Origin of the sequence: Pseudomonas serbica (genome assembly GCF_028823535.1) — a bacterium.
GTDB classification, from domain to species: Bacteria; Pseudomonadota; Gammaproteobacteria; order Pseudomonadales; family Pseudomonadaceae; genus Aquipseudomonas; species Aquipseudomonas serbica.
This window is the reverse complement of sequence record NZ_JAQIYM010000007.1, coordinates 57,322-83,547: the sequence shown is the minus strand read 5'-3', so window position 1 is coordinate 83,547 and position 26,226 is coordinate 57,322. Positions and strand designations below refer to the sequence as shown.

General features: G+C 59.6%; 20 protein-coding genes and 2 pseudogenes. 14 read left to right on the top strand and 8 right to left on the bottom strand.

The genetic code is table 11. The annotated features are described in order from the left end of the window. Positions 1-26: 26 nt before the first annotated feature. The 7 genes from NQL71_RS12850 (at position 27) to NQL71_RS12820 (ending at position 7,776) form a co-directional block, all read left to right on the top strand. Complete coding sequence (locus tag NQL71_RS12850; RefSeq protein ID WP_274642737.1) at positions 27-881, top strand: aromatic ring-hydroxylating oxygenase subunit alpha; 855 nt, start codon at positions 27-29, stop codon at positions 879-881. 29 nt (positions 882-910) lie between these two features. Further along, positions 911-2,662 carry a Rieske 2Fe-2S domain-containing protein gene (locus NQL71_RS12845; protein ID WP_274642736.1) on the top strand — a complete coding sequence of 584 codons (1,752 nt, stop codon included), beginning with the start codon at positions 911-913 and terminating at the stop codon, positions 2,660-2,662. Positions 2,663-2,673: 11 nt separating this feature from the next. Further along, positions 2,674-3,312 (top strand): glutathione S-transferase family protein, encoded by a 639-nt coding sequence (locus tag NQL71_RS12840; RefSeq protein WP_274642735.1) that lies wholly within the window; start codon positions 2,674-2,676, stop codon positions 3,310-3,312. Positions 3,313-3,353: 41 nt separating this feature from the next. After that, positions 3,354-4,727, top strand: a complete 1,374-nt coding sequence (locus tag NQL71_RS12835) for a nucleobase:cation symporter-2 family protein (RefSeq protein ID WP_274642734.1) — start codon at positions 3,354-3,356, stop codon at positions 4,725-4,727. 43 nt (positions 4,728-4,770) lie between these two features. Further along, positions 4,771-5,877, top strand: coding sequence for an S-(hydroxymethyl)glutathione dehydrogenase/class III alcohol dehydrogenase (locus NQL71_RS12830; protein WP_274642733.1), 1,107 nt, complete (start codon positions 4,771-4,773; stop codon positions 5,875-5,877). Positions 5,878-5,942: 65 nt separating this feature from the next. Further along, complete coding sequence (gene fghA, locus NQL71_RS12825; protein WP_274642732.1) at positions 5,943-6,788, top strand: S-formylglutathione hydrolase; 846 nt, start codon at positions 5,943-5,945, stop codon at positions 6,786-6,788. Between the two features lie 28 nt (positions 6,789-6,816). Continuing rightward, a complete protein-coding gene (locus NQL71_RS12820) occupies positions 6,817-7,776 on the top strand; it encodes a LysR family transcriptional regulator (protein ID WP_274642731.1) in 960 nt (319 codons plus the stop codon). A 332-nt stretch (positions 7,777-8,108) separates the two neighbouring features. Here NQL71_RS12820 and NQL71_RS12815 read toward each other — a convergent pair. Then, a pseudogene (locus NQL71_RS12815) lies at positions 8,109-9,541 on the bottom strand (IS1182 family transposase). 772 nt (positions 9,542-10,313) lie between these two features. On the opposite strand from NQL71_RS12815, the gene NQL71_RS12810 reads away from it, so the two are divergent. From NQL71_RS12810 to NQL71_RS12795, 4 genes and pseudogenes are all read left to right on the top strand, one after another. Then, complete coding sequence (locus NQL71_RS12810; RefSeq protein WP_274642730.1) at positions 10,314-11,096, top strand: maleate cis-trans isomerase family protein; 783 nt, start codon at positions 10,314-10,316, stop codon at positions 11,094-11,096. Further along, positions 11,042-11,398 (top strand): annotated as a pseudogene (locus NQL71_RS12805) (isochorismatase family protein); the annotation flags it as partial. The gene NQL71_RS12810 and the pseudogene NQL71_RS12805, both read left to right, overlap by 55 nt. 129 nt (positions 11,399-11,527) lie before the next feature. Continuing rightward, positions 11,528-11,905: a c-type cytochrome gene (locus NQL71_RS12800; protein WP_077182651.1), complete on the top strand. Its 378-nt coding sequence runs from the start codon at positions 11,528-11,530 to the stop codon at positions 11,903-11,905. Positions 11,906-12,012: 107 nt separating this feature from the next. Next, entirely contained in the window at positions 12,013-12,996 is a 984-nt protein-coding gene (locus NQL71_RS12795) for an NAD-dependent epimerase/dehydratase family protein (RefSeq protein WP_274642729.1), read from the top strand. On the opposite strand, the gene NQL71_RS12790 is transcribed toward NQL71_RS12795, so the two are convergent. Beyond that, positions 12,962-13,375, bottom strand: a complete 414-nt coding sequence (locus NQL71_RS12790; protein ID WP_077182650.1) for a MerR family transcriptional regulator — start codon at positions 13,373-13,375, stop codon at positions 12,962-12,964. The two genes, NQL71_RS12795 and NQL71_RS12790, sit on opposite strands and share 35 nt — an antisense overlap. Before the next feature lie 251 nt (positions 13,376-13,626). Between NQL71_RS12790 and NQL71_RS12785 the strand changes: the two genes are divergently transcribed. Continuing rightward, complete coding sequence (locus NQL71_RS12785; RefSeq protein WP_274642728.1) at positions 13,627-14,172, top strand: NMCC_0638 family (lipo)protein; 546 nt, start codon at positions 13,627-13,629, stop codon at positions 14,170-14,172. Between the two features lie 458 nt (positions 14,173-14,630). On the opposite strand, the gene NQL71_RS12780 is transcribed toward NQL71_RS12785, so the two are convergent. Next, positions 14,631-15,437, bottom strand: coding sequence for a class I SAM-dependent methyltransferase (locus NQL71_RS12780; RefSeq protein WP_274642727.1), 807 nt, complete (start codon positions 15,435-15,437; stop codon positions 14,631-14,633). A gap of 179 nt (positions 15,438-15,616) precedes the next feature. Here NQL71_RS12780 and NQL71_RS12775 point away from each other — a divergent pair, with 179 nt between their 5' ends. After that, positions 15,617-15,997, top strand: coding sequence for a hypothetical protein (locus tag NQL71_RS12775; protein ID WP_046816263.1), 381 nt, complete (start codon positions 15,617-15,619; stop codon positions 15,995-15,997). A 51-nt stretch (positions 15,998-16,048) separates the two neighbouring features. Here the strand turns inward: NQL71_RS12775 and NQL71_RS12770 are convergent, their stop codons facing one another. From NQL71_RS12770 to NQL71_RS12750, 5 genes are all read right to left on the bottom strand, one after another. Continuing rightward, positions 16,049-17,479: a sigma-54-dependent transcriptional regulator gene (locus NQL71_RS12770; RefSeq protein ID WP_077182967.1), complete on the bottom strand. Its 1,431-nt coding sequence runs from the start codon at positions 17,477-17,479 to the stop codon at positions 16,049-16,051. Continuing rightward, on the bottom strand, positions 17,448-18,941 hold the full coding sequence (locus NQL71_RS12765) for a sensor histidine kinase (protein ID WP_077182966.1): 1,494 nt from the start codon (positions 18,939-18,941) through the stop codon (positions 17,448-17,450). The genes NQL71_RS12770 and NQL71_RS12765 overlap by 32 nt, the downstream gene beginning before the upstream one ends. Positions 18,942-19,040: 99 nt before the next feature. After that, positions 19,041-20,120 carry an SCO family protein gene (locus tag NQL71_RS12760; RefSeq protein ID WP_274642726.1) on the bottom strand — a complete coding sequence of 360 codons (1,080 nt, stop codon included), beginning with the start codon at positions 20,118-20,120 and terminating at the stop codon, positions 19,041-19,043. Between the two features lie 17 nt (positions 20,121-20,137). Continuing rightward, complete coding sequence (locus NQL71_RS12755; RefSeq protein ID WP_274642837.1) at positions 20,138-22,945, bottom strand: multicopper oxidase domain-containing protein; 2,808 nt, start codon at positions 22,943-22,945, stop codon at positions 20,138-20,140. Positions 22,946-23,131: 186 nt separating this feature from the next. Next, positions 23,132-24,580: a sensor histidine kinase gene (locus tag NQL71_RS12750; RefSeq protein ID WP_077182963.1), complete on the bottom strand. Its 1,449-nt coding sequence runs from the start codon at positions 24,578-24,580 to the stop codon at positions 23,132-23,134. Positions 24,581-24,870: 290 nt separating this feature from the next. Here NQL71_RS12750 and NQL71_RS12745 point away from each other — a divergent pair, with 290 nt between their 5' ends. Further along, entirely contained in the window at positions 24,871-26,217 is a 1,347-nt protein-coding gene (locus NQL71_RS12745; protein WP_274642725.1) for a hypothetical protein, read from the top strand. Positions 26,218-26,226 lie beyond the last annotated feature (9 nt).

The window sequence follows — 26,226 nt, the reverse complement described above, 5'->3', positions numbered from 1 at the left end:
ATTCAGAACAGTAAGAGGAGGAAAAGATGGAGATCGAGGCAGCAGTCTGGAACGAATGGTATCCAGTCGCGGTGGAGGCGGATCTAAAAAACGGTTCTCAGTACCGCACCCGCGTTCTGGGTTGCGAGATTGAATACGGCCGCGATGCTGATGGCGTGTTCAGCGCGCGTCTCGCCGACGGCAGCGGCACGTCGTGCCGCACGCAGACCTGCTACCACACCCACTGGATATCACTCGGCCAGCCAGACAAGGGCTTTTTCGCATTACCCGAGTTCAACGAGTCCGACCGGCGTGTGCTTGGCCTGGGTTCGATGCAGATCCATGCTTCCGGTCTGCGCGTGGTCGAGAACTTCCTCGATATGGCGCATTTTCCGTACGTCCATGGAGGCCTATTGGGCGAAGTGCCGCATACCGATGTCAAGCCGTACCAAGTCGTTCTCGATAAAGAGAACGACGAGATTTTTGCCAATGATTGCTCCTTTTACCAGCCGATGGCCGGCGCGGCTGCCACGGGCGGTATCGACGCACAGTACATTTATCGAGTAGTTCGCCCCCTGGCTTCCATCCTCTATAAGACCAGCGTGTCCGACTCGACGCGGCGCGATGTCATCTGTCTGTTTACCCAGCCCTTGAGTGAAGACTGGTGTGTCGCCCATCTCTTGCTGGCCTGCATCGACGACGTCCACACCGACAGCGAGCTACGTCTGTTCCAGCAGACCATCGTCGGCCAGGATCTGATGATCCTGTCCAACCACCTGCCGCGAACCTTGCCTCTTGATCCGAAGTTCGAGGTGCCGACGCGTGCCGACGCGATGTCGGCCGCCTACCGCCGCTGGCTGTCCGATAAGGGTGTCGTCTACGGCACCTACCGCGCCGCCTGATCACGCCGACCATCGAAGAGGAGTACAGCATGAACACGCAAGAGAACACCTGGTACCCGGTGGCACGCACTGACGACCTGCACATGCGCCACGTCTTTCAAGGTCAACTGCATGGCGTCGAGCTCGCGCTGTGGCGTACCGACGACGGCCGTGTGAACGCCTGGGAAAACCGTTGCCCGCACCGCAGCGTACGCTTCACGCTCGGCGTGAACACCGGCAAGAAACTGCGCTGCCAGTACCATGGTTGGCAGTACCAGAGCGGCGACGGTCGTTGCACCTTCATTCCCGCCACAAGCCAGACCGCCCCCCCGCCAAGCTTGTGTGCGCAGACGTTTGCGGCGACGGAAGCGAACGGCTACGTGTGGGTCAGCCTGGAGGCGAAGGGGACGAACTCCTGCGCCGTAGCGTTCTCGCCTGAGTTCACCCCATTGCCGCTCGCATTGCGCAGCCTGACCTTCAACGCGGGCCTCGACGTGGTCGCCGCTGAACTGGCTCGCTACGCCGACTACGATGAGGACGCCGTGCCTGGCTCGAGCGCGCTGTTGCAAAACCGCGCCGAGATCGACCTAGCATGGCAGACTGGGTCGGGCGGTCGCGAAGTACGCTTCTGGCTGCAGCCAGCGAACGAGGCCAAGACCATCGTGCATGGCTCAGCCAACCTTGTCGGCATGGACGAGCGTGAGACGTTGCGCTGGCACAACCGCCTACTGACGACGCTACGTCGCCATGTGGAAAACCGTGAATCATCCGCGGGCCATCCTCCGTTGGCTGAGGCCGTGGCTAAATTGCACTTGATTCCCATCGTCCAAAGCGCTTCCCGAAACACCGCTTCCAGCGGCAGAACCTTGATCCGGACGACTGTCGCGGCGCGCTGGAATACCGCCGAGGACATCGTCGCGTTCAAGCTGGCGCTGTTGGATGGCGAACGCGTTGACTTCGACGCAGGCGCGCATCTTGACGTGCATACGCCGAACGGTCTCGTGCGCCAATATTCGCTGGTGAATGCACCGGGCGAGCGCGACCACCTGGTGATCGGCGTGAAGCTCGAACCGGCGTCGCGCGGTGGATCGCGTTCGCTGCACGAGTCGCTGCAAGTCGGCGACAGCTTGACCGTGGCGGCACCGAAAAACCACTTCCCTCTCGTCCCGGACGAGGGCGGCGTGCTGATCGCAGGCGGCATCGGCATCACCCCGATCCTGGCGATGGGCGCCTCGCTGCAACATGCAGGCCTGTCTTACGCGCTCCACTATTTTGCGCGCAGCAAAGAGCATGTCGCCTTCAAAGATCGCCTCGCCGAGCTGGACGGCCTGCAGCTACATACGGGTCTGACAGTGGATGCCACGCGCGACGCAGTCGATGCAGCGTTCATCGCAGCAGGCTCGGAGCACCACGTCTACGTATGCGGGCCACGTCCGTTGATCGACTTGGTGCGAGAACGGGCGGCGGTCAACGGCATCGCTGACGCGCGCGTCCACTTCGAACTGTTTGCTAACGAGGTGTCGCACGACGCGGACAAGCCCTTCCGCGTGAGGCTCCAAACAAGCGGCGCCGAATTCGTCGTACCGGCCGGCGTCAGTTTGTCCGACACGCTGAAGGCGCACGGCATCGTGCTCGATACCTCGTGCGAGCAGGGGGTGTGCGGTACCTGTCGCACCGGGGTGGTTGACGGCGAGCCTGAGCATCGCGACGTCTACCTAAACGAAGACGAAAAACAGAGCCAGCGCTGCCTGATGCCATGCGTATCGCGCAGCCGTTCCGAACTCTTGGTTCTCGACCTGTAAGGGAGTGGAAAATGATCACACTGTACGACTACGAACTGTCAGGCAACTGCTACAAGTTGCGCCTCTTCATGAACATGCTCGGCCTTGACTACCAGAAACTCGGCGTCGAGTTCTTCCCGGGCAAGGAACACAAGAGCGACACCTTTCTCGCGATCAACCCGCTCGGCCAACTGCCGGTGCTCGACGACGACGGCTTCGTGCTACGCGACGCGCAGGCGATCCTGACCTATCTGGCTGCGCGTTACGATGGCAGCGGACTCTGGTATCCGACCGACGATCCGCATTCGTTGGCCGAGGTCAATATGTGGCTGGCGTTCGCCGACGGCATCACCAGCACCGCGTCGGCAGCGCGTCTGCACGACTTGTTGCGTTACGAGCTCGACGCCGACAAGGCGCGCGCTGGCGCCCACGCGCTGTTCAGGGCGCTCGACGAGCGACTGTGGTTCTCCGAGCAGGAGGATGGCGGTTGGATCTGTCGCGGCGATCACCCGACCATCGCCGACATTGCCTGCTTCCCCTACGTAATGCTGTCCGATGAGGGCGGCATCTCTCTAATCGACTACCCGGCGCTGCGTCGCTGGACCGACCGAGTAAAACGTTTGCCGGGATTCATCGTGATGTCCGGCATTTTCGAAACAGCAGCAGCCTAGCTAAGCCATCTAATACAAAAAGTAAAATGAGAGGCAGCAAGATGAAAACCAAACGTTACTACCCCTCCGGGTCTCGTTGTTCTGCGGATGAAGCGCTACCGCTGGGACGTCTGTCCATACTCGGTTTTCAACATGTGCTGGTGATGTACGCCGCCGCGATCGCGGTGCCGCTGATCATCGGCGGCGCGCTGAACTTGTCCAAGAGCGAGATTGCCTTTCTGATCAGCGCCGACCTTTTCGTTTCCGGCCTGATCACCATCGTGCAGACGGTGGGGGTGCGCTGGTTCGGCGTGAAGCTGCCGATCATGATGGGTGTCTCGTTTACCGGTATCGGCGCGATGATCGCCATCGGCGCCAAGCCCGGCTTGGGTTTGCCAGGCGTATTCGGTGCCATGTTGGTGGCAGGCGCCATCGTCATCTTGATAGCACCCTTGATCGCGAAGATGTTGCGCTTCTTCCCGGAGGTGGTAGTCGGAACAATCCTCTTGGCCATCGGCGTTTCGCTGATGGAAGTAAGCGTGACTTGGGCTGGCGGTGGATATGGTAACCCCGATTTCGGCAACCCACTGTATATCGCCGTAGCGTTCGCGGTGCTGATGTTCATTCTGTTGATGGCCAAGTTCGCCCGCGGCTTTCTCAACAATGTTTCAGTGCTACTCGGTATCGGCTTCGGGGTGGCGGTCTGCCTGTTGCTGGGCGAGGTCCACTTCGACGGAGTGAGCGAAGCGCCGTGGTTCGGTCTGGTGGCACCCTTTCATTTCGGCGCACTCAAGTTCGATTTCTGGGCAATCGTGAGCATGACGGTCGTAATGCTGGTCAACGTGATCGAAACCGCCGGCGTGTTCATGGCGGTCGGCAGGATGACAGACAAGCAGATGACGCAGGCGGATCTGGTGCGCGGTTTCCGGGCCGATGGTCTGGGTGCCGTGATCGGCTCGATCTTCAACATCTTCCCGTACACCTCCTACTCGGAAAACGTCGGCCTGTTGGAAGTAACTGGGGTGCGCAGTCGCTGGGTCTGTGCAATGGGCGGTGTGGTCCTGATCGTGCTGGCGCTGATTCCGAAGCTGTCCGCCGTGGTCGCCTCGGTGCCGGTCTTCGTGCTCGGTGGGGTCGGCATGATCATGTTCGGCATGATTGCGATGGCTGGCATAAAGATACTCAGCCATGTCGACTTCGTGAACCAGCCACTTAACGGTTTTACCGTGGCCGTCAGCGTCGGCATCGGCCTGGCCCCGGTCTTCGCCAAACACTTTTTCGACAAATTCCCGGTGGAAATGGCGCCGCTGCTGCAAAGCGGGATCGTACTGGCAGCCATTTCTGCGGTACTGCTGAATTTGCTGTTCAACGGAGTACAGCAAAACAAAAAGAAGAAACCTGAGGCAGAGACAGTAGAAAAGACTGCGACTGCATGACTCATTACTTGTCCGTTGTAATCGGACCCTCCTGGAGCGAAAAATGAAAACCAAAGCCGCAGTCGCCTGGAAAGCCGGGGCCCCGTTGACCATCGAAACCGTCGATCTAGCAGGTCCGAAAGAGGGCGAAGTGCTGGTCGAACTGAAAGCCACCGGCATCTGCCACACCGACTACTACACATTGTCTGGCGCCGACCCCGAAGGCCTATTCCCCGCCATTCTCGGCCACGAGGGCGCCGGAGTGGTGGTCGACGTCGGCCCTGGCGTGAAGACTCTGAAAAAGGGCGACCATGTGATCCCGCTGTACACGCCGGAATGCCGCACGTGCAAGTACTGCCTGTCACAGAAGACCAACCTATGCCAGGCAATCCGCTCCACGCAGGGCCGCGGGCTAATGCCGGACGCAACCAGCCGCTTCTCGCTCGACGGCATGCCGATCCTGCATTACATGGGCACATCGACCTTCTCGAACTACACCGTAGTGCCGGAGATCGCGCTGGCAAAAATCCGCGAAGACGCGCCGTTCGACACCGTCTGCTACATCGGTTGCGGCGTGACTACGGGCTTGGGCGCGGTGATCTTCACCGCCAAAGTCGAGGCGGGCGCCAACGTAGTTGTCTTCGGCCTCGGCGGTATAGGCCTCAACGTGATCCAGGGCGCGAAGCTGGTCGGCGCCGGTAAGATCATCGGCGTCGATATCAACCCGGCACGTGAGAAAATGGCACGCAAGTACGGCATGACCCACTTCATCAATCCGAAGGAGGTCGAAAACGTCGTCGACGCAATCATCCAGCTCACCGACGGCGGCGCAGACTACGCGTTCGAGTGCATCGGTAACGTCAACACCATGCGCCAGTCGCTTGAGTGCTGCCATAAAGGCTGGGGCCAGTCGATCCTAATCGGCGTCGCCGCCGCTGGCGAGGAGATTAGCACCCGGCCATTCCAGCTCGTCACAGGCCGCGAGTGGAAGGGCTCGGCTTTCGGCGGTGCACGCGGCCGCACCGACGTGCCGAAGATCGTCGACTGGTATATGGAAAATCGCATCAGCATCGACGACATGATTACCCATAGGCTGACCCTTGATCAGATCAACGATGGCTTCGATCTGATGAAGCGCGGCGAGTCGATTCGCTCTGTAGTCGTGTACTAAGTTTGGGGTTGACCCTTGGCGGGCGACGGTATCCACAGCGCCGCCCGCACTTTTTTGGAGAAAACATGGAAACCCTAAGCCAGCACCGCTGCTTTTCCGGCAGCCAGGGCTTTTATCAGCACGACTCGTGCGCCATCGGCCTGAGCATGCGCTTTTCGGTATACCTGCCGCCGCAGGCCGAACACGGCAAGGTGCCGGTATTGATCTACCTTGCCGGCCTGACCTGCACCGAAGAGACCTTCATGATCAAGGCTGGCGCACAGCGAGTGGCGGCAGAACTTGGCATCGCGCTCGTGGCCCCCGACACCAGCCCGCGCGGTGCGAACATCGACGGCGAGGATGTGGATTGGGATTTCGGCACCGGCGCCGGCTTCTATATCGACGCGACCCGCGAACCGTGGTCGCGCCACTACCGGATGGAAAGCTACGTCGCGGGCGAGTTCCCCAGAATGTTGGCCGAACATTTTCCGGTCGATATCACACGCACGGGGATCTTTGGTCATTCGATGGGCGGCCACGGCGCGCTGACACTGGCCTTCAAGTACCCGGACAGGTTCAAGTCGCTGTCGGCGTTCGCACCTATCGTCGCGCCGAGCCGCGTGCCGTGGGGCGAGAAGGCGTTCGGCTGCTACCTCGGGGACGATCGTGAAGTGTGGAAACGCCACGACGCGTGCGAATTGCTCAAAACGCTGGGCGAGCCCTATCCGGGCGAGATCCTGATCGACCAGGGGCTGGCCGATCAATTCCTCGAGGTGCAGCTCAGGCCCGAGTTGTTTGAAGTCGCCTGTAGCGAGGCCGGGCAGTCGCTGACACTGCGTCGCCAAGCCGGCTATGATCACGGGTACTATTTCATCTCGACCGTTATTGAAGACCATTTTCGTCATCACGCGCGCGCGCTCGGTCTGTGCTAGCGGCGCGTGGTAGCGCGGGGGAGAAACTTTGCACAACGTCGATTTGAAGTCGCTGCAGGTATTCGCCACCCTGCTCAAGGAATGCAACGTCACGCGTACTGCGCAGCAGTTGCACATGACGCAGTCGGCGGTCAGCCATACACTCGGCCGGCTGCGCGAGCTGTTTCGCGATCCGCTATTCGTGTCGGCTGGACGCGGCATGGTGCCGACGCCGCGCGCGCTCGAGTTGGCCGAGCCCTTGAGGCGCGCGCTTGATGCCATCGAAGCGCTGGTGCGCCCCGTCGAGGCGTTCGATCCGGCGAGCTTTGATGGCGTGTTCCACATTGCCACTACCGACTACATCGGCTTCATCCTGCTGCCGATCTTGGTGAAGCGGCTGAGTGAGGTCGCCCCTGGGGTCGAGTTGAGCATCAAGCCGTTGAAGCCACAGGACGACCTCCTCGCCCTCAAGAACAACGAGATCGACCTGGTCCTGTGGAATGAAGAGACCGCGACGCCCAATTTCTACGTGCGCAAGCTGTTCTCGGACCGGCTGAAGGCCATAGTGCGCGTTGGTCATCCCGAAATCGACGGCAGCCTGTCACTCGAACAGTTCCAAGCTGGTCGTCACCTGCGCATCAGCAGCCATCACGGCGCGGTGAAGGAGGCGGTTAACGGTCTCTACGAAAAGTACGGGGTGCGAAGTAAGACCTCGGTGACCGTGCCGCATTTCTTGCTGGCTTATCGCCTGGTCGCCGAATCCAATCTGATCGGCACCATCGCCGAGCTGACTGCACGCCGAATCGTCAAAGAGCTACCCTTGCAGGTGCTCGAACCGCCGGTCGAAGAGGCCCGCTTCACAGTATCGCTGGTGTGGCACGAGCGCCGCCACACCGACCCGGCGCACCGCTGGCTGCGCGGCGAGATTGCCGCGGCAGCCGAAGTCATCCGCGAGGAGCAGGCCCAATGGGCTACCCCTCTTAATTGCACCCCCTTGCATGAGCGATGACAACGCCTATGCCCTGGTTCGCATGGCGAGTTACTGCCCATCGTGCCCCGTACGGAAACTTGATTTTCGACTTCTGCGAATGAGCGGTAAGAGCGATTGATGGATTTCGCTGCGCTCAACCCAGCCTAGGGTTGCAGGTCGACTGTCAGCTATGGGTCCAGGCTGTGTGAAAACGCGCTAAATACGTCGAAAACTGAGAGTCGCGAGGATTGCCTGTGGGATAAGCGGGCGGAAGTGCGAATTACCTTAGTCAGCTACATAAACGTTCGTAATGCCGCTTGGGCCGCGTCAGCGGCCCAAACGGCTACTAACGGGCGAGCAAGCAGCTGGATTCACGCCCTGATCGCTTCAAGCAGTCCTGCGATGCCGAAGATGCTCATCATTCGTTTGAGGTTGTAGGCGAGCACATGAATGCTCATTTCGGTACTTACCCGCGGAAGTGTTTTGGTCAGGAAGTGGGTGGCTCCCATCCAATATTTGAGCGTTCCAAAAGGATGCTCAACAGTCTGGCGGCGAACCTTCATCTTCCCTGGGTCGTGCTCCAGCCGAGCCTGCATTGCGTCGATTACCGCCTCATGCTCCCAGCGCTTCACACGGCGCTCCTTACCCGTCGTACATTGCTTTTGCATTGAGCAGGACTGGCAGCCCGAGTAGTAGTAACAATGCAATAACATGCCGTCTTCCATCGACGAATGCCGCCTGGTTAGTAACTGCCCCGCAGGGCATCGATACTCGTCCGACGCAGTAAGGTAGATGAAATCCTGCTTGCCGAATCGGCCTTCGGCTTTGCTGCCGGATGTCAGGGGTTTCGGTACGAAGGTAGTGATGCCGGCTTGCTCGCAGGCAAGGATTTCCAAGCCCTTGTAGTAGCCTCGGTCGGCCACCACCGTTAGCGATTCAGCCTCGATTTCTTCACGCGCCTGGTTCGCCATATTGCTCAGTTGCCCACGATCATTACCAACGTTAGTCACCTCATGGGCAACGATCAGATGGTGTTTGTCGTCGACAGCTGTTTGTACGTTATAGCCGACCGTTCCGGTGCCTCCGCCGCTCGTGGCCATTGAACGTGCATCTGGGTCTGTGAGGGAGATCTGCTGGTCTGGACTTTCGTGGAGCTGCGCCTCGATGTCCTTGAGTTTCTGCATCTGCTTTTTCAGTGTTTCTATCTTTTCTTTAAGCCGCTCTGCTTTGGCCTCGGCCACTTCGGGCGTTGCCCGATCCGCCGAATCCATTGCCGCCAGATATCGATCAATGCTCTACTCGATCTGCTGCATGCGTGCCTTCACCTTGCCTTGAGTGAAGTTGCGGTCGCGATTATTGACGGCTTTGAATTTGCTGCCGTCGATGGCGATGATCGATTGGGAGAAGAGATTGAGGTTGCGACAAAGAACTACGAACTGGCGGCATACGCTGCGAATGGCTTTGCCGTTGTCTTTGCGAAAGTCGGCAATGGTTTTGAAGTCCGGAGTCAAACGCCCCGTTAGCCACATCAACTCGACGTTGCGCTCGGCCTCACGTTCAAGTCGGCGGCTGGACTGAATCCGATTGAGATAGCCGTATAGATCTTCAGCAACACCGCTGGGTGATAGGCCGGACGACCAGTTGCGGCAGGATCGACGCCCTCAAAACCAACTGCGCCCAGGTCGAGTTCATCGACGAAAACATCGACCACGCGCACTGGATTTTCTTCGGCCACGTAATCGTCCAGACACTCCGGCAGCAAGGTAACTTGCGTCCGAGCCTCACCTACAATAAATCGCTTCATGATCGCCCCCGCTACGATCTCGACGATCAGAAGATTAGACAATTGCAGGTGTTTTCACACAGCCTGGGTCGTTTGCTGCCCTTCGTGAAGGTCGGCAATCGGCCGATTGTGTTGAAAAAGTCGGTACTTCCAGACTGCCCGCGTACTGACTGCTGAAAATGCCTTTTTTGCGCGCAGCTACGCGAAATCTGAGCCCGGAATCCTCTGCACAAAGTCAAGATTTCAATCTCAAGCGTTTACTTTTCTGCCGTGGAAACCATGGCCGACTTTTTCAACAGAATCGGCCTGGAGCAGTTATTCAAAGAAAAGTTTTAAGCAAGCGCCGACAAAACCTTCAAAAGACCAGCACCATCCCACCAGTTTCCATTTACCTGCCAGTCCCGCATTACACCTTTGGCGCCGACTCATACCGCCTCACTGCCATCGCCATACGCGATGGCAAGCTCGTAAATGCTTGATATACGACGACGTTCCCTGTTCCTAAAATCGATTGCACAAAAGCATTCGCATGCAGATCACTTTTGTTGGCGCATCAGAATTGTTCCCGATCAATATTCGTTCACCCGCGTCAAATTTGTGCTTCAACTTAGGGTGCGAAGCTATCGCCGAGATCAAACTAGTACCAATCCTGATCCCACTCATTGGCTTCACTGCCTCCATTTCCCTGGCCTCCGTTTTCTACGTCAACACCGCCGTCTGGTGTTCACACTCAGGAAACCAAAGGCACTCAACTCACCAGCGGCAACTAAGATCACACTACAGAGGACGCCCCATGAAAAACTTTCGAATAGGTCAAATCGTACCCAGCTCGAACACAACAATGGAAACCGAGATCCCGGCAATGCTCACTTCGCGTTGCTCACTGTTTCCTGAAGAGCGCTTCACCTTCCACTCTTCGCGTATGCGCATGATGCATGTCAGTCCCGAGGAGCTAAAAAAAATGGACATCGACAGCGACCAGTGCGCGCTGGAACTGAGCGACGCTAGGGTAGATGTCATGGCCTACGCGTGCCTTGTGGCAATCATGTGCCAGGGCCCGGGCTATCACAAAGTCTCGCAAGAACGCCTGAGCAAAACCGTTGCTGCTAACCGGTCGAACGCTCCGGTGCTCAGTTCCGCCGGCGCGCTGATCGACAGCTTGAACATGCTTGCCTACAAGAAAATTTCGATCATCACGCCGTATATGAAACCGCTGACCCAGCAGGTCATCGACTACATTGAGGCCGCCGGCATCGAAGTGGTCGACTCCATCAGCCTTGAGGTGTCCGACAACCTTGAGGTTGGTCGCCTGGATCCGATGAATCTGGTGGCCCACGCTGACAAGCTGAATATCGGCCAGGCCGACGGTGTGGTGCTGTCGTGTTGTGTGCAAATGCCTTCGCTGCCAGCGATTCAGGTGGTACAGGATCGTCTCGATAAACCCGTACTGTCGGCCTCGGTCGCGACGGTGTACCAGATGTTGAAAACTCTCGGCCTGGAAGCCAGGGTGCCGAATGCCGATCTCCTATTGAGCCGGGCAGTCCGCTCACCGAGCTTGTCCCAGAGTTGCAGCTAATGGGTGACGAAGTAATTTTTGAGAAAAATCGTCCCAACGCCTTTGTGGCGACCGGGTTGGCCGGTCAGCTACGCGAACGCGGCTGTGAAGGCATCGTCGTGACAGGCATGAAAACTCAATACTGCGTAGACAGCACTTGCCGTGCTGCCCGCGATTTGGGCTTCGATGCTGTACTCATCGCCGATGGGCATACCTGCTCTGATACTCCAACGCTTAAAGCAGAGGCCATCATTGCCCACCACAATGCAACTTTGGCGGGGCCATTCTGCCGAGTCGTTCAGGCTAAGGAATGGAGTTTTTAGGACACTCCCCTGATCGACCCCAGCCAAGGGTCGATCAGGCCGCTTGGGTGCTGACGCGACGGCTGATATCTTTCCCGCGCACCAGATCGCGTCCGATCGACGCTGAGCCCATCAAGGAAGATAAAAAAAATGAAAATACTATTCATCGCTTCGCTAGGAATTTTATCGCTGACTCAAACTTCACTGGCCTTCGCGGATAATGCCAATGGAAAAAATCTCTATCTACAGCGATGCAGCATGTGCCACGGAACAGATCTCAAGGCAACAGGACCACTGGCCAATAAAAGCAATCCGCCTACGCCTGATCTGACAACGTCCGCTTTCAAAAAGCGATTGAATGATTATCCGGGCGTGATTGTCTCTTCGATAATACTTCGCCCAAATGGCGACTTAATTCCAAGAACCTTGCGTGAGAATGGTGTAAAGCTATCACCGCACTCATGGAGCGTTAAGGATCTGCGCGATTTGAATCAATACATGGGTGGTGTGATTTCACAAAAACGATGATCTTTAAAGTGCCTGGTCCTGACGCCAGCGCTTGACTCTGTCCCTTGGGGCAACCCCTACCCTGCCTTGTCCATATCAGGTTCCGCCGTCAGCGGATAAGGCAATCCATGAATACATTATCGCTGGTCACCGGTGCCAATGGGCATCTGGGCAACACCCTGATCCGGGCACTGCTCGCCCGGGAGCAACAGGTGCGCGCCGGGGTCCGTGACCCGCAGAGAAGCGCAGCCCTGAACGGGCTCGACTGCCAGGTGGTACGCGCCGAACTGCAGGACCCTGACTCCCTGCGCCAAGCCATGCAGGGGGTGGACGTGCTGTATCAAGTAGCGGCAGTGTTCAAGCACTGGGCGAGGAACCCGCAGGCCGAGATCGTCGACGTCAACGTACAAGGCACGCGCAATGTACTGCGGGCCGCGGCAGATGCTGGGGTCCGGCGCGTGGTCTATGTGAGCTCCGTGGCAGCGGTGGGACACAACGGCCAGCGCCTGGATGAAAGCAGCTGGAACAACGACCAGGACAACCCGTACTACCGCTCGAAAATCCTCTCTGAACGCGCGGCCTGGGAAACCGCCCAGGCCTGTGACCTGCCGATGGTCGCGGTGTTGCCCTCGGCAATCATCGGCCCTCATGCCACGCGGCTGCTGACCGACACGATGGGATTTCTTGCCGCCGTGCTGGCGCGCAAGCTGGTGATGGACCCAAACTTTCATTTCAACTTTGTCGATGTGCGCGACGTGGCCGATGGTCTGATCTGCGCCGCTGAACAAGGCCGTCCCGGCCAGCGCTACCTACTGGCCAATCAGCGGGCCTCATCACTGGCTGAGGTGATCGAGGCGCTCAACACGTTATGCCCCGGCTATCGCCTGCCGCGCCGCGTACCCAAAGCCTTGCTGTTGCTGATCGCCTGGCTGCAGGAACAGCGGGCACGCTACACCGGCCAGCCAGCCGAGCTGCTGCTCAGCCAGGTGCGGATGTTTTATGGAGTGCGCCAGGTCTACTGCATCGACAAGGCCATCAAAGAACTGGGCTACCAGCCGCGCTCGCCGCAGGACGCTCTCAAGCAGGCGTTTGCGCACCTGTTGGCGCGCTGATACCAGGCCCGGCGCCAGGCACTGGCGTGGAGGCGAATTGCTGGTTGATATGTTGTTGCAACAGAGTCAGTTGCCGCTCCCGATCCTGCAAGGCCAGGATCTGCGCTTGCAGTTCCAGGCGCTTGACCTCGATGCCCTGATTGGCCAGCGCCAGGGGAAACGGTGCCTTGTGTTGCTTGGCCGCCAGCAGCTCGCTCATCTCCCCCAGTTTAAACCCCACCGCCTGGGCCGTGCGGATCATCTGCACCAGCGTCAGATGATGGGCCGTGTACAACCGATAACTGCCACGGCGCTGCGGGCTCAGCAGGCCCATCTGCTCATACAAACGAATGGCTTTGGCAGTGCACCCCGACAACCTAGCCAGTTCACCTATGTACATGTGACGCTCCTCCCTGATCCAGCTGCGGCCTGCAGTTTACTGGCTGTGGCTGGAAGTTGTCCTAGTTCACGCGGTGTTCATGCGGAGTCGGTCAGGGGCACCGAGACAGGCAGAAAACGGCCAGGAGCGGACTCTATAATTTGAGTCTCGAACCTTTCTGGTCTCTGCATTTTTAGGGAGGCATATGATTTGGATGGCAACTCTCTGAAATCCTGCTTAGCTTGATCGTGGTATCTCCAGGGAGGGTTCGCATGTCCAGAATTTTCGCCACTTTACTCATGTTCACTCTAGGTACGAATGCTTGCCTTGCCAGCGAAGGTGATGATCAAGCCAACTCGTTCGCCAAAATTTACGCATCGCTTTGCATGAAGAACCTTCCAAATCTGGAAGCACTCCGAGAAAAGCTCAGGCCAATCCCTAGCCTTCCTCCCGAAAAGGCGGTGCTGTTTCTGGCAGGTGATCCTGGCGACGCTTGGTCTGTTCCAGACAAGTACGGAACGTTTGTGTTAGCGCTTCCTAGCAGCAAGAATTTTTGCGCCTTACATGTCCGCAGGGCAAGTACGGAGACCGCTATCAAGCTGTTCACTGGAATGGTCGCAAATCCGCCCCCTCCGTTTACCTCAACACTGGTAAAAAACGAGCAAACGCAATCGCCCTCAAATGGACAAACTCAAACCCTTTCCTACGAATGGTCAGTTCCAAGCGCGACACGAAAAATGTTATTTACCATCACCACCACCGCATCTGAATCCGCACAACTTCAAGTGCTTGGTTCAGCAGCAATCATCAGCCAATAGAAGCAACCACTGCGTGCAAAGGATTGCACCGCAACGACAAGCAGCAGTCATCCATTTTTAGCCAATGCTGACCGGCAGCTAAGGGTCGTTTTCTGCCGCTCGCGACGGGCAGAGAACGGCCGATTCTGTTGAAAAAGTCGGCCATCGTTTCCACGGTAAAAAAGTACGCGCTTGAGATTGAAATCTTTACTTTCAGCAGAGGATTTCGGGCTCAGATTTCGCGTAGCAGCGCGCAAAGAACGCATTTTCAGCGGACAGTATGTGGGCGGTCTGGAAGAACCGACTTTTTCAACAGAATCGGCCAATAGCAGACGTAAAGCAGGGCAAAAAAATCCGTATCCTTTCTTCCGCCCTTTCTTCCCCAAATGCACTTCAGCGCCTGGTTCGCCGGCAGCCTGGCTCCTACAAAAGCGAAGAACATTACGCGGTGCTGCAGATGCACCGCGCCAACCCCCGGTTCAACGCTTCACCGCCACCCAGGTAAAACACATCGGCACCTGCGCCTCCTGCGCTTCGTAGCGATCATAGAGTTCCTCGCGGTTGGAATGCGGGTACTCCCTGAAATGGCTGATCTGCAGCCCCGCTTCGAGGGCGCCGCTGAAGATCGCGCCCAGGGTGTGGACGAACCAGTAGGACGGCGCGGCCTGTTGCTCGACTTTGCCTTCGTAGACAATCGGTTGGTTCTGGACAAAAGGTTCGTGGCGAAAGTACGAGCTGGCCAGGCGGTAGGGATCGGGGGCTTGGGGGTCTAGCATTTCCAGGAACGGGTGGGTTTCGTAAAGCACCAGCGCGCCACCGGGCTTGAGTGTTTGCGCCGCATGGCGAAAGAATTCGCCGATGTCGGGCATCCAGTTCAACACGCCGATGGTGACCAGGGCCACATCGAATCGCCCCTGCAGCGATTGTGGCAGGTGGTGAATGTCGGCCTCGATGAACTCAGGCGAATGGGGCGAACGTGATGCCAGTTCCCGCGCCTGTTCGAGAAAGGCCACGGACTGGTCTACCCCCACCACATGGCGAGCCCCCAGGGCAAACAGCGACAGGCTTTCCCGGCCGTTGTTACAGCCCAGCTGCACCACGTCCTTGCCGTCGATACCGACTGGGTTCAATACACCGATGAGGGTTTCATCCAGGCAGGAAAAGTCGGCCTGAGTCACCGCGCTCAATAGCGCCTGCCATTGCGCGGTCTCCTTGTGGTGACGGGCGGAATCATTCCAGGCATCGCGGTTGCTGGCGATGGCTTGTTGTTTTGACGGCATTTCCATTGCACGCTCCAGAATCGGGTACAGGTTTGACCGGCCCGAGTCTAGTCCATGGCTGCAAACCACCCCATCGGAGCATTGTTGCGATTGTGTAAACCGCGCCTTGCCAACGTTCGCCCACGGGAACGCTATAGTTAATGACCTTGGGGAAACGCGCATAAACCGATGCCGCAGGTGCTGCCATGAACACAACCGTACCGACGCTGTTACTTGCCCTCTGCCTGGTTGCCAGCAGCGCACAGGCGGACGACACTGCGATGCAAACCGAAGAATCGAGCAGTGAATTCAGCTACTACGGAGCGGATCAGCCCTTTGCCCATCCGGTTCCTCCGACAATGAGTACGGTGCCGCCGGGATCCTATATCCCTACATCGCCCCAGACGTTCACCCCGGTGTCGAGCCAGCACGTGTTTTCCGACTCCCGCTTGCCGACGGTGGCCGATACCACCGTGCGCGTGTTCATTCGCACCTATGACGCCGTACACGGCGTCTATGTGAACCAGGAGGTCCTCGACCCGACGTGCATGCTCGCCTGCCTCGGCAATCAGAGCCCGGCCTTGTAGACAAGGCCGCTCCAACTTGCTGCTTGCAGCTTCAGGCTCGCAACGGTTTCTCTACCACTGGCGCTTGTCCGGGCGCGCCAGGCCGAGTTTCTCGATCCGGTAACGCAGCATGTCGCGGCTCAGGCCCAGAAGCCGTGCGGACTTGGTGACGTTCCAGTCGGTCTTGTCGAGCATCTTGCGCACCATGTCGCGTTCCACTTCCGGCAGGTTCATCGACTCGCTGCCGTTATAGGACGCACGCGGTTCGCTCGGTGGCGGTTCATGGGTGAACATCGCCGGCTCGTCCACCAGGCTCAGGCACACGTTCAACTGGTGGGCGGCAATGGTGTCGTGTTGCGCCAGCAAGACAGTCTGCTCAAGCATGTTGCGCAGTTCGCGCACATTGCCAGGCCAGGTGTAGTTGAGCAGCAACTCTTCGGCCTGTTCACTGAAACGCAGGTGCGGCTTGCCGTAGCGTTTGCCATGGGTCGCCAGGAAGTGCCGGGCCAGCAGCAGGATGTCTTCACCGCGGGCGTACAGGCGCGGCACCTTGATCGAAATGATGCGCAGGCGGAAGAACAGGTCGCGGCGGAACTTGCCCTGCTGGACCATTTGCTCGAGGTTGCAATTGGTCGCGCTGATCACCCGCAAATCGACCTTGCGCTCTTTCACCGAGCCGACCCGGCGGATGGTCCGGTCTTCCAGCAGTTTCAGCAGCTTGGCCTGCAGGATCAGGTCCATTTCGCCGATTTCATCGAGAAACAACGTGCCGCCGTCAGCCGCTTCCACCAGCCCCAGGCGACGGTCCTTGGCATCGGTGAAGGCGCCCTTCTCGTGCCCGAACAGCTCCGATTCCACCAGGTTGGAAGGAATCGAGGCGCAGTTGAACTCGATGAACGGCCCTTTGCTGCGCGGGCCGTCAAAATGCAGCGCCCGCGCCACCAGTTCCTTGCCGGTGCCGGTCTCGCCTTCCACCAGCACCGGCGGCAGGTCGGTGTTGGCCATGCGCCGCTCGGCGTCGAGCAGTTGGGCGATGGTGCCCTTGAGGTAGACCATCGGGGCCGACTCGCCGATCAATGCCTGCACCCCGGATTTCTGCGCCTCGCGCTCCTGGTAGAACGACAGGGTTCGCTCCATCCGGTCGGTGGCCAGGGCCTTGTCCAGCAACAGCTTGAGCTCCGGTAGCGCCACCGGTTTGGTCACGTAGTGGAACGCACCCTCTTTCATCGCCACCACGGCGTCTTCGACGTTGCCGTAGCCGGTCATCATGATCACTTTCAGATCCGGCGCGCTGATGCGCAGCTTCTGGATCAGGTCATGGCCACTCATGCCCGGCAACGAGTTGTCGGTCAGCACCACATCCGGAACAAAGGTGCTCAACTGCGACAGTGCGTCTTCGGCCGAGTGGCAGACAGTCACTTCGAAGTCCTTGCGCTCAAGGTAAGTCTGGATATTCTCGGCGAGCAGCTCATCATCCTCGACCAGCAGTATGCTGTGCTCCATATTCCCCTCCCGTTGCCACTTTGAAATTGAGACAGACGCGGGTTCCTTCCTGTTCTTGGCTGGTCAGTTCGACCGAGCCTTCAAATCGCTCCATTATTCTTTTGACCAGGGCCAGGCCCACGCCCAACCCTCCCTGTTTGGTAGTGAAGAACGGCTTGAAGACCATTTGTTGTTGCTGCTTGGTCATGCCCTTGCCGGTGTCGTTGAGGATCATGCACACCTGATCGGGCACCGACGTTTCGATTTCGACACTCAGTACACCGCCCTTGGGCATGGCTTCCAGGGCGTTGGCGAACAGACTATTGAGAATCTGCGTGAGCAACACCTGTTGGCTGACAACCGGCGGAACCGCGCTGGGCGAGAAGCGCACCTCGACGTTCGAGCGGCGAATCTGTGGTTCGAAGGCGCTCAAGGTGTCGTCGATGACCAGCACCAGGTCGACGGCTTCGTGGTCGTCGTTGACCGGGCGCAAGGACACCAGCAACTCACGGACCCAGCGCGACATGCGATCGACCTGGCCGATGATGTCGCCGATGTTCTTCTGCGCGGACTGGCTGGCAATTTCCTGGGCCAGTTCGGCGCTGGAACGAATATTGGCCAGCGGATTGCGCAGGCTGTGGGCGACCGCCGAGGACATTTCCCCCAAGGCGACGAAGGTCTCGTTGGCGACCAGTTGTTTCTGCTGGCTCTGCAACAGCAGGGCCGCGCGCCGAACGATCCAGAACAATCCCAGGTAGATGACCGCACCGCCGAGCAGGGTAGCCAGCCAGATCGCCTTGAACCCGCGCTGGATGCGCGCTACCAGGTCCGCCGGCTCCTTGTAGATCTCGACCATGGCAATCACTTTGCTTTTGTCGGCGTTGAACATCGGAATGTAGTTCTCGACGAACAGGTACTGGGGTTCACGCAGCAGGCGCTGCTCGGGGCGTTCCTCATCGATCTCGTGGTAGCTGGTGGACACCGCTTCCTTCATTTCGAAGGACTCGTCGAGTTCTTCGTCGCCTTCGATGCGCACACCGATCAACTCGGGGTTGGTCGACCAGACAACAGTGCGGTCCAGGGCGTATACCGTGGCCAGCAGAAGGTCCGGCAGGTGTTCGATATGATCAAGGAACTCGATGCGGGCAGCGGCACGGGCGCCCGGGTTGACGTCGGGATAGGCCATGTCGGAACGCGGGTCCAGCATTTCGCCCATGGTTCGCTCCGGTGAAATCGTCGCATGGCGAATTTCCGCCGCGCCAATGGCTTGCACGAATTGCGCGGTCAGCATGGAGTCGCGCTCGATGCTCTCCTCGACCACGAAACGCGTGGAAACATAGCCCAGCCCCAATGCCACGCCGGCGATGATGAAAAAGCTCCCCAGGGAGAACCAGCGCACCAGGTTGAACGGCGGTCGCCAATCCTTGCCCTCTGCGGCCGGCGTATCCGGCGCAGGTACTTGTGGTGGTTCCGGTATCTGCATGAGATGCCCTGGTTGCTTGAAACAAGCCTTGTTTAGCCGTTCCCGATCAGTGTAGGTGGCATTGACCGGCAATGGCTGCCCGATAAAACTATTTCGCCACTATTGCACCGGCGCCGTGTCGGGCGCGGCGATGGCGTGTGCGGGTTGCGGCTCCTCGGCGCCGACGACCCGGGGCGTGAGCAACGGCTGCTGGCGCTCGGTTTCTTCCTGGAGGAACTCGATGATCGACTGCGCCGAACGCTCATCCAAGCGCAGGTTGGGCATCGGGATCTTGTCGAAGCGCTCGAACAACTCCATGGCAAGCGGGTCTTTCTCGGCCAGCATGCGATCGGGCTCGCGGATCCAGCGGCTCAGCCAGGCCGAATCGCGCTGGCGGGTCACGCCGATCAGGTCCGGACCGATGCTGCGCATGCCGATGCCCTGCCCGTCCATCGGGCCAAGGCTGTGGCACGACGCGCAACGGGTGCGGAACAGTTCTTCGCCGTTGCTCGGCGGGCGGATCTGTGGGGCATTGGCGTAGCTTTCGGCGAGGCTCGGCTGCTTCCAGTTATGCAAGGTATTGGCCAATTGGTCGGCCAGGATCCAGGGATTCTCGAAGGGCGAGGCTTTCATCCAGCGACCGGTTTGCTGGTTGCCGACGATCAGGCTCAGGTTGTGGTCCTTGCTGCGGCCGTTGTCGACGCCTTCGATGAACAACCCGAGTTTTTGCCGCAACTCGGTGACGTCGCCGAATTCGCCGGTGAGAAACTGCCAGCCCGGCCCGACCTGGAAGCGTTGCGCATAGGCCTTGAGCACCTCGGGGGTGTCGCTCAAGGGATCGATGCTGATGGAGTAGAAAAAGATGTCCTTGCCGACCCGGTCGCCGAGCAGCTTCTGCACCTGGCGCAGACGCGCGGTTTCCAATGGGCAGGAGTCGCTGCACGAGGTGAAGATGAAATTGATCACCACCACCTTGCCCTTGATCAGGTCATCGAAAAAATGCACCTGCCGACCGTCCTGGTCGGTCAGCAGGGTGTTGGGGAAATAATCGCCACCCCACGGGGTGGCGGTATCTGTGACGGGAGCGGGTGTCGACGGCACCGGGTTGGCCACCAGCAACTGGCTGGCCAGCAGGCCCGTCACCAATATCAGCACCAGATGCATGCCCAGTGCTTGCGCACGTGCGCCAGGCAACTTCATGTCGACACCCTCCCGTCTCATTGTTTGACCGTCACTTTCGGACCCAGGCCATCGCCCGTGCGGAAGGTGGGCAGCGCGGCGGAGTTGACGTAGCGCACACCGTCCCAGCTTGGCAAAGGCGTGGGCATCAACTGGAATTGCCCGGGCTTTTCTATGTCCCAACGCAGCAGCATGGAATTGTCCTCATGCTGGGTGTTGTGACAGTGCTCCATGTAGGTCCCGGCGAACTCGCGGAAGTTGATCGCCATCTCGACACTGTCCAGGCCATCCTTTTCCGAACCGATGCGGTACACGTCCTTGCGGGCCCATTTTTCCCATTCCGGTGGCGCCTTGCCGCCGCGGCTGAGGATGATCCCCTCCTCGAAGTGCACGTGCACCGGGTGGCTCCAGCCCGTGCCGCCGGCCTTGATATTCCACACCTCCAGGGTGCCGTAGCCGGCGACCCCGGCATCGGTGGGTCCGCTGGCCAACTGGGTCGACGCGTTCAGGCGCCGAGGGTCCATGTGGAAGCCGAAGCCGCCGTCGGTCTTGACTGTCCAGGGCGCTTCATCGGTGCCGTCGGAACGGCCGAAGGTGAAGGTGCGATGGCGGGCCTTGGCCAGCAGCGCCTTGTCGGCGGCGTTGTCGCGATGGATCTTCAGCGGGATCATCACCAGGCCTTCAGCCTTGCCCGGCTTGGCCGGCTCGTAGGCCGCCGGGTTCATGGCCAGGTCCTGACCGGTGTAGGGTTTGACGTTGAGTTGCAACACCTTGCCCACTGCCGGATCGCCCTTGTCCCACATCGGTCCCTTGCTGGTTTGCTTGATCACCGCCAGGTATTTCTCCGACAGCACGTCAGCCAGGGGGACAGGCTCTTTCGGCCCCTTGCCGTCGTCATGCACCAGCAGGTTGACGAAGAAAATCTTGTCCCCCGGCTTGATGCCGTTCTTGGCGAAGTTGACGATGATGTCGAAACGCTCGGCAATGCCCTGGGTCGGCAGGATGGCGTTGTGGTTCTGTTTGTCGCCGTCGGCGTCGAGGTCCATGGTGCCGTCGAACGGCACGCTGTGTTCCATGATGTTGCCGTCGTTGGCAATCATGTGGAACGGCACGCGGGCATAGGACACACCCGAACCCTTGGGCCCCTGGAACTCGCCGCTGGTGCCCTTGATTTCCCGCACCAACGCCAGTTTGAAGTAGCGCGATACCGAGCCGTTGAGCATGCGGAAACGGTAGCTGCGAGCGCGCACATCCAGGCTCGGTTTCCACTGCCAGTTGACCAGCATCTGGTCACCGAGGAAGCCATCGGTGTTGAACGGGTTGAACCACAGCTGGCCGTTCTGATCCCAGGCCTTGTCGGCGAACACCAGGTTCACGTCATAGTCGCGGTTGCCCCAGGGCAAGGCACTGCCGCTGGGGAAACGCAGGTTGACGCCGTCGTTCACCGACTCGTTGCCGCGGTCCAGGGCGCTGTAGTAGTTCATCATCGCCGCGTTGCCCTTGTAGACGTTCTGCGCGGTGAAATCGAGCATGTGGTCGTGGAACCAGTGGGTGCTCATGGTTTCGCGCCAGTCGCCGCGAATCTTGATCGTGCCGTTCTCGCAGGTCTTGCGGCTCGGGCTCAGGTCATTGGTCCACAGGGTTTCGCCTGGCGAGCAAGGGAACGCCGCACGTGGATCATGGGCGTCGGTGTTGAGGCTGTCGTAGCCGGCCAGCTGGATCGGCCAGCGATAGTCGTAGTACTGCCCGGGGAAGAAAAACGCGTTGGCATACCCGTCGCTTTCCGCCGGCGCGTGGCCGTTGTGTTCGTGGGTGCTGATGGTGTGCAGGCCAAAGCCCATGTTCGCCGACGGATCGATCGGCAAGCCGTTGTAATGGCGCATCAGCAGCGGTTGGCCGTAGCGGACCATCAGCAGCTTGGGCGGCAGGGTGCCATCGAAGGTCCACACCGAGTTGTGGTTCTGCACCGGCATGTTGGGGTGAAAGCGTGCATCGACGCCTTTGGCCGTGCCGTCCGTTGTCGCTACGCCGGCGACGTTGTGATACAGGCCACCGGGGCCGAACTCGCCCACGGCATAGCCGTGCATCTGCCGGGCGTCACGCAAGCCACCGTTGATCCGCGCGCCGGTCTGCACGGTCTTGTAGGCATTTTGCGGATAGAACTCGTTCCAGCGCTGGTGGGACCAGCCCTTTCCTGGCGGACGGCCTTCGGCGGACGAGCCAACATGGCGGTTGAGGAAGTACTCGATCTGCGCCTGCCACGGGTTGCGATCCACCACGTTGGCGTACTGGCTGGGGAACGGGGTCAGCCCGGGCTGGCGCAGGAAGGCATCGAGTGCGGGTCCCGGCGGTGCACTGCGGGCCGCGCTGTTGGGGTCTTGCGCCGGTAACGGGCCAATGGCCGCCGGGGGAAACGGCAACGGCGCCGCCGGTGTGGTGGGGTCGAGTTTCTCCGGGCCGAATTCTTCGAACAGCAGCAGTTGCTGAGTGAACGGCTGGGCGCCATACAGCGGGCTCGGCTTGCCATTGGTGGGGTAGTTGAAACTGGTTTGCACCGCAGGCGGCAGAACGTTTTCCACCCGCTCGGTATCGCGTGAGCCCTTGACCCCGTCGGGCAGGTCGAAGGAATCCTCGTTGGCCTCGGGCATGGTCAGGATGGCATTCAGCGCCCCTGCCTTGTCTTCAGGTTCATCGTAATAGGCGGAAGGATCAGTCGGCTCCGGCTGTCGCTCGTCGTCTATCGGGCTGGCGCGCAAGGTCCCTGTGCTGAGTGAAATCGTCAAGGCAACGCTCAAGGGCGTCAACAGACCAAACCATCTGAAGGGGTACCGCGCTTTTGCGTCCATCACCAGCCGTCTCGAATATGGGAAGGGGGTGATGGGGTTTTTGCAAGGAGTCGGCCAAACTTGTAACTGTTTTATACAAATGTATTAACACTACACAAATCAATGGCTTATCAACATCAATGTGCCACGATCGGGAAAATCGACTGGGGAATGGCACCCGCTACCGGGGAAAGTTCACACCCATTGTCAGGGAACGCGCTTGAACGTCAGGCTGACGCGGGTGCCCTCGCCCTCGAGGCTTTCAAGGGCCACCGCTCCGCCAAAACGCTCCATGATGCGCTTGACCAGCACCAGTCCAACGCCGAGCCCGCCCTGCTTGGTGGTGAAAAACGGGCGGAACGCCATGCGTCGCTGCTCCTCGGTCATGCCTTTGCCGGTGTCACTGACCACCACGCGAACATTGTGCGCATCGATGGGCGCCATGGTGAGGGTCAGGGTACCGCCTTCGTCCATGGCCTCCAGGGCATTGGCCAGCAAACTGTTGAGGATCTGCGTCAGCTGCACCTGCTGACTGAGCACCATTGGCGTGCCTATGGGTTCGAACAGTACATTGACCCGGGCCTTGACGATCTGCTGTTCGAAAGCCGTGAGGCTGTCGTGCAGCACCGCCACCAGGTTGACCGCTTCGACGTCGTCATTGAGCGGGCGCAGGGATTGCAGCAACTCGCGCACCCACTTCGACATGCGATCGACCTGGCCGATGATGTCGTTGATGTTCTTGTGCGCCGGGCCAGTGTCGAATTCCAGCGCCAGTTCGGCACTCGAGCGAATGGTCGCCAGGGGATTGCGCAGGCTGTGGGCCACGGCCGAAGACATTTCGCCCAGGGCCACGAAGGTTTCGTTGGTGATCAGTTGCTTCTGTTGCGTCGCCAGCAGGATCGCCGCCCGCCGCACGATCCAGTACAGCCCCAGGTAGATCAGGCCGCCCCCCAGGGCCGTGGCCATCCATATCAGCACCAGGCCGCGTTCCATCCGGCTGATCAGGTCCTTGGGTTCCTTGTAGATCTCGACCATCGCCGTGACGTTCTTGCCTTCGGCATCGAACAGCGGAATGTAGTTTTCGATGAAGATGAATTCCGGCGGTGTGACGAACTTCTGTTCCATGCGGGCCTTGTCGACATCGTGATAGCTGGCCGACACGGGCATCTTCGAGACGAAGGCCTGGTCCAGGTCTTCGTCGGCGTGAATCGTGGTGCCCATCAGGGCCGGGTTGGTCGACCAGATGATCATGCGGTCGGGGGCATAGACGTTGGCCAGGATCACATCCGGCAAATGTTCAATGTGGTCGAGGAATTCGCCCCGGGCATTGGCGCGAGCCAGCGGGTCGACGTCGGGAAAGTCCCGGTCCTTGCGCGGGTCGAGCAGCTCGCCCATGGTCCGCACATTGGGAATCAACACATGGCGCACCTCCGCGGAGGCAATCGCCTGGATGAATTGCGAGGTCAGCAGGGCATCGCGTTGCACGCTTTCGGTAATCACGAATTTGGTCGATACCGAGCCCAGCGCCACTGCCACGGTGCCGATTACCGCCATGCTGATCAGCGAAAACCAGCGCAGCAGATTGAACGGCTCTTTGCGCGAGTTCAAGCGAACTTCGCCCTGGTTGAATATCAGTGTCTTTGCAAACATGGTCATGGACAGTGTTCCCGCAAAACCCCTATAGGTTTATAGCGCACTGCCAGCAGATTGCCCGACGCTGGGTCCTACTCCTCCCCCGATTCCCCAGTCCCCCCGCCGCCCCCATCTACCCCCAAAGCTGGGGAAAGAGGCCCGCCCGGTCATTTGCGATTCCCTGCGCGAGCGCGTCACAAACCTCTATGTACCGGGGCTCGCACCGACATTTTCTACGGTTGGCATGGGAGTTGCCGAAGACCTCCCAACTGACCCATTTCCAAGGGGCAGGTACTCTGATAGAGGGAATACTCATGCACCCTTTACTGTCCAAAACCGCGATCGCCCTGATCGTGAGTGCTCTGGCCCAAGGCGCTGCCCAGGCTGCGCTGTTTGCTGTAGATCCTGGTCCCTACCAGCCAGCCACGGGTGGCTTCGCTTCCTGGTATCAGGACAGCCATGGCCGAACCCTTGACCTGTGCTTGACAAAAGCTGTCAGTTCCAGGGTTCCCGGCGCTCCTGGCACGCCGTCCTACATGTGCCTTCTAGGCGCCGTTCCCGGTGTTTTCGACGATACACAGCCCATCGTTTTCCCGACCAATTTTCCCGATGAAGCGTTCTGGTTTACCGGCGACGGCTCCATCGTCGATGCCGCCCGGGGCATCGACCTGACCTATGTCAGCGCCGTGGAAGCCGCCTTCGCCGCCGAAGAACCGAAAGAAGGCGACCAGGTCAGTTTTGGCCGTATCCGCATCCGGGTCGACGTGCCCACCGCCGGCGTCTACACCATCACCCACCCCTACGGCGTCGACATCTTCGACGTTCCCGCCGGTGGCAGCCGCGCGATCAACATGACCCGGGACATCGGCATCGGCACGCCGAAAAACTATGACGGCGCACTCAAGAGCGACATCGGTCCGTTCCTGCGCAGCGTCAACGGCCCCTATACCGAGACCAACCCGGTCACTGGTCAAGCCGAGCAATTCGTGGGCGATCCAAACCTGTCGGAGGCCTTCACCGGCAGCCCGTACAACACCAACTACATCCGCATCGAAGGGCCTAATGGGCTGGACTTGCGTACGACCGTGATGGCCATTTCCGGCAAGTTGTCGACGGTGGTCCGCCCCACTCCGATCATTGCCGAGCGCAGCACCTACTCACGCATAGCCGGTGAAAGCGCACCGGTGGCCCAGCAGGATGTGTTCGTCATGGCCCCACCGCCACCGGCCACTGTGACCCTGGACAGCAACAGCCCGGTGCTGAACCTGACCGAAGCCGACACGACCGGCCACTGGTACGCGCAATCCTCCACCAACCCGACGCTGCCGAGCAGCCTGACGCTGACCGCTGACAACCACCTGGCCATTCCCACCAGCACACCAACCTCCGTGTCCATGCCGCTGACCGATCTGGTGGTGATCTCCCGGGCCGAGTACAGCCTGAGCAACGGCCAGATCACTGTCGTGGCTTCGACCAGCGATGAAACATCGCCACCGGTCCTCACCGTCACCACCGGCACCGGTGTCGCCATCGGCGCCCTCATCGGCGAAGGCGCGGTGAAATCCCTGTCGACCGGCATCTCGCCGATTCCACCGGCCAAGGTTCACGTGGCGTCATCCAATGGCGGCGGCGACACCGAAGAAGTGGTCATCGTGCAATGAACGCTCTCA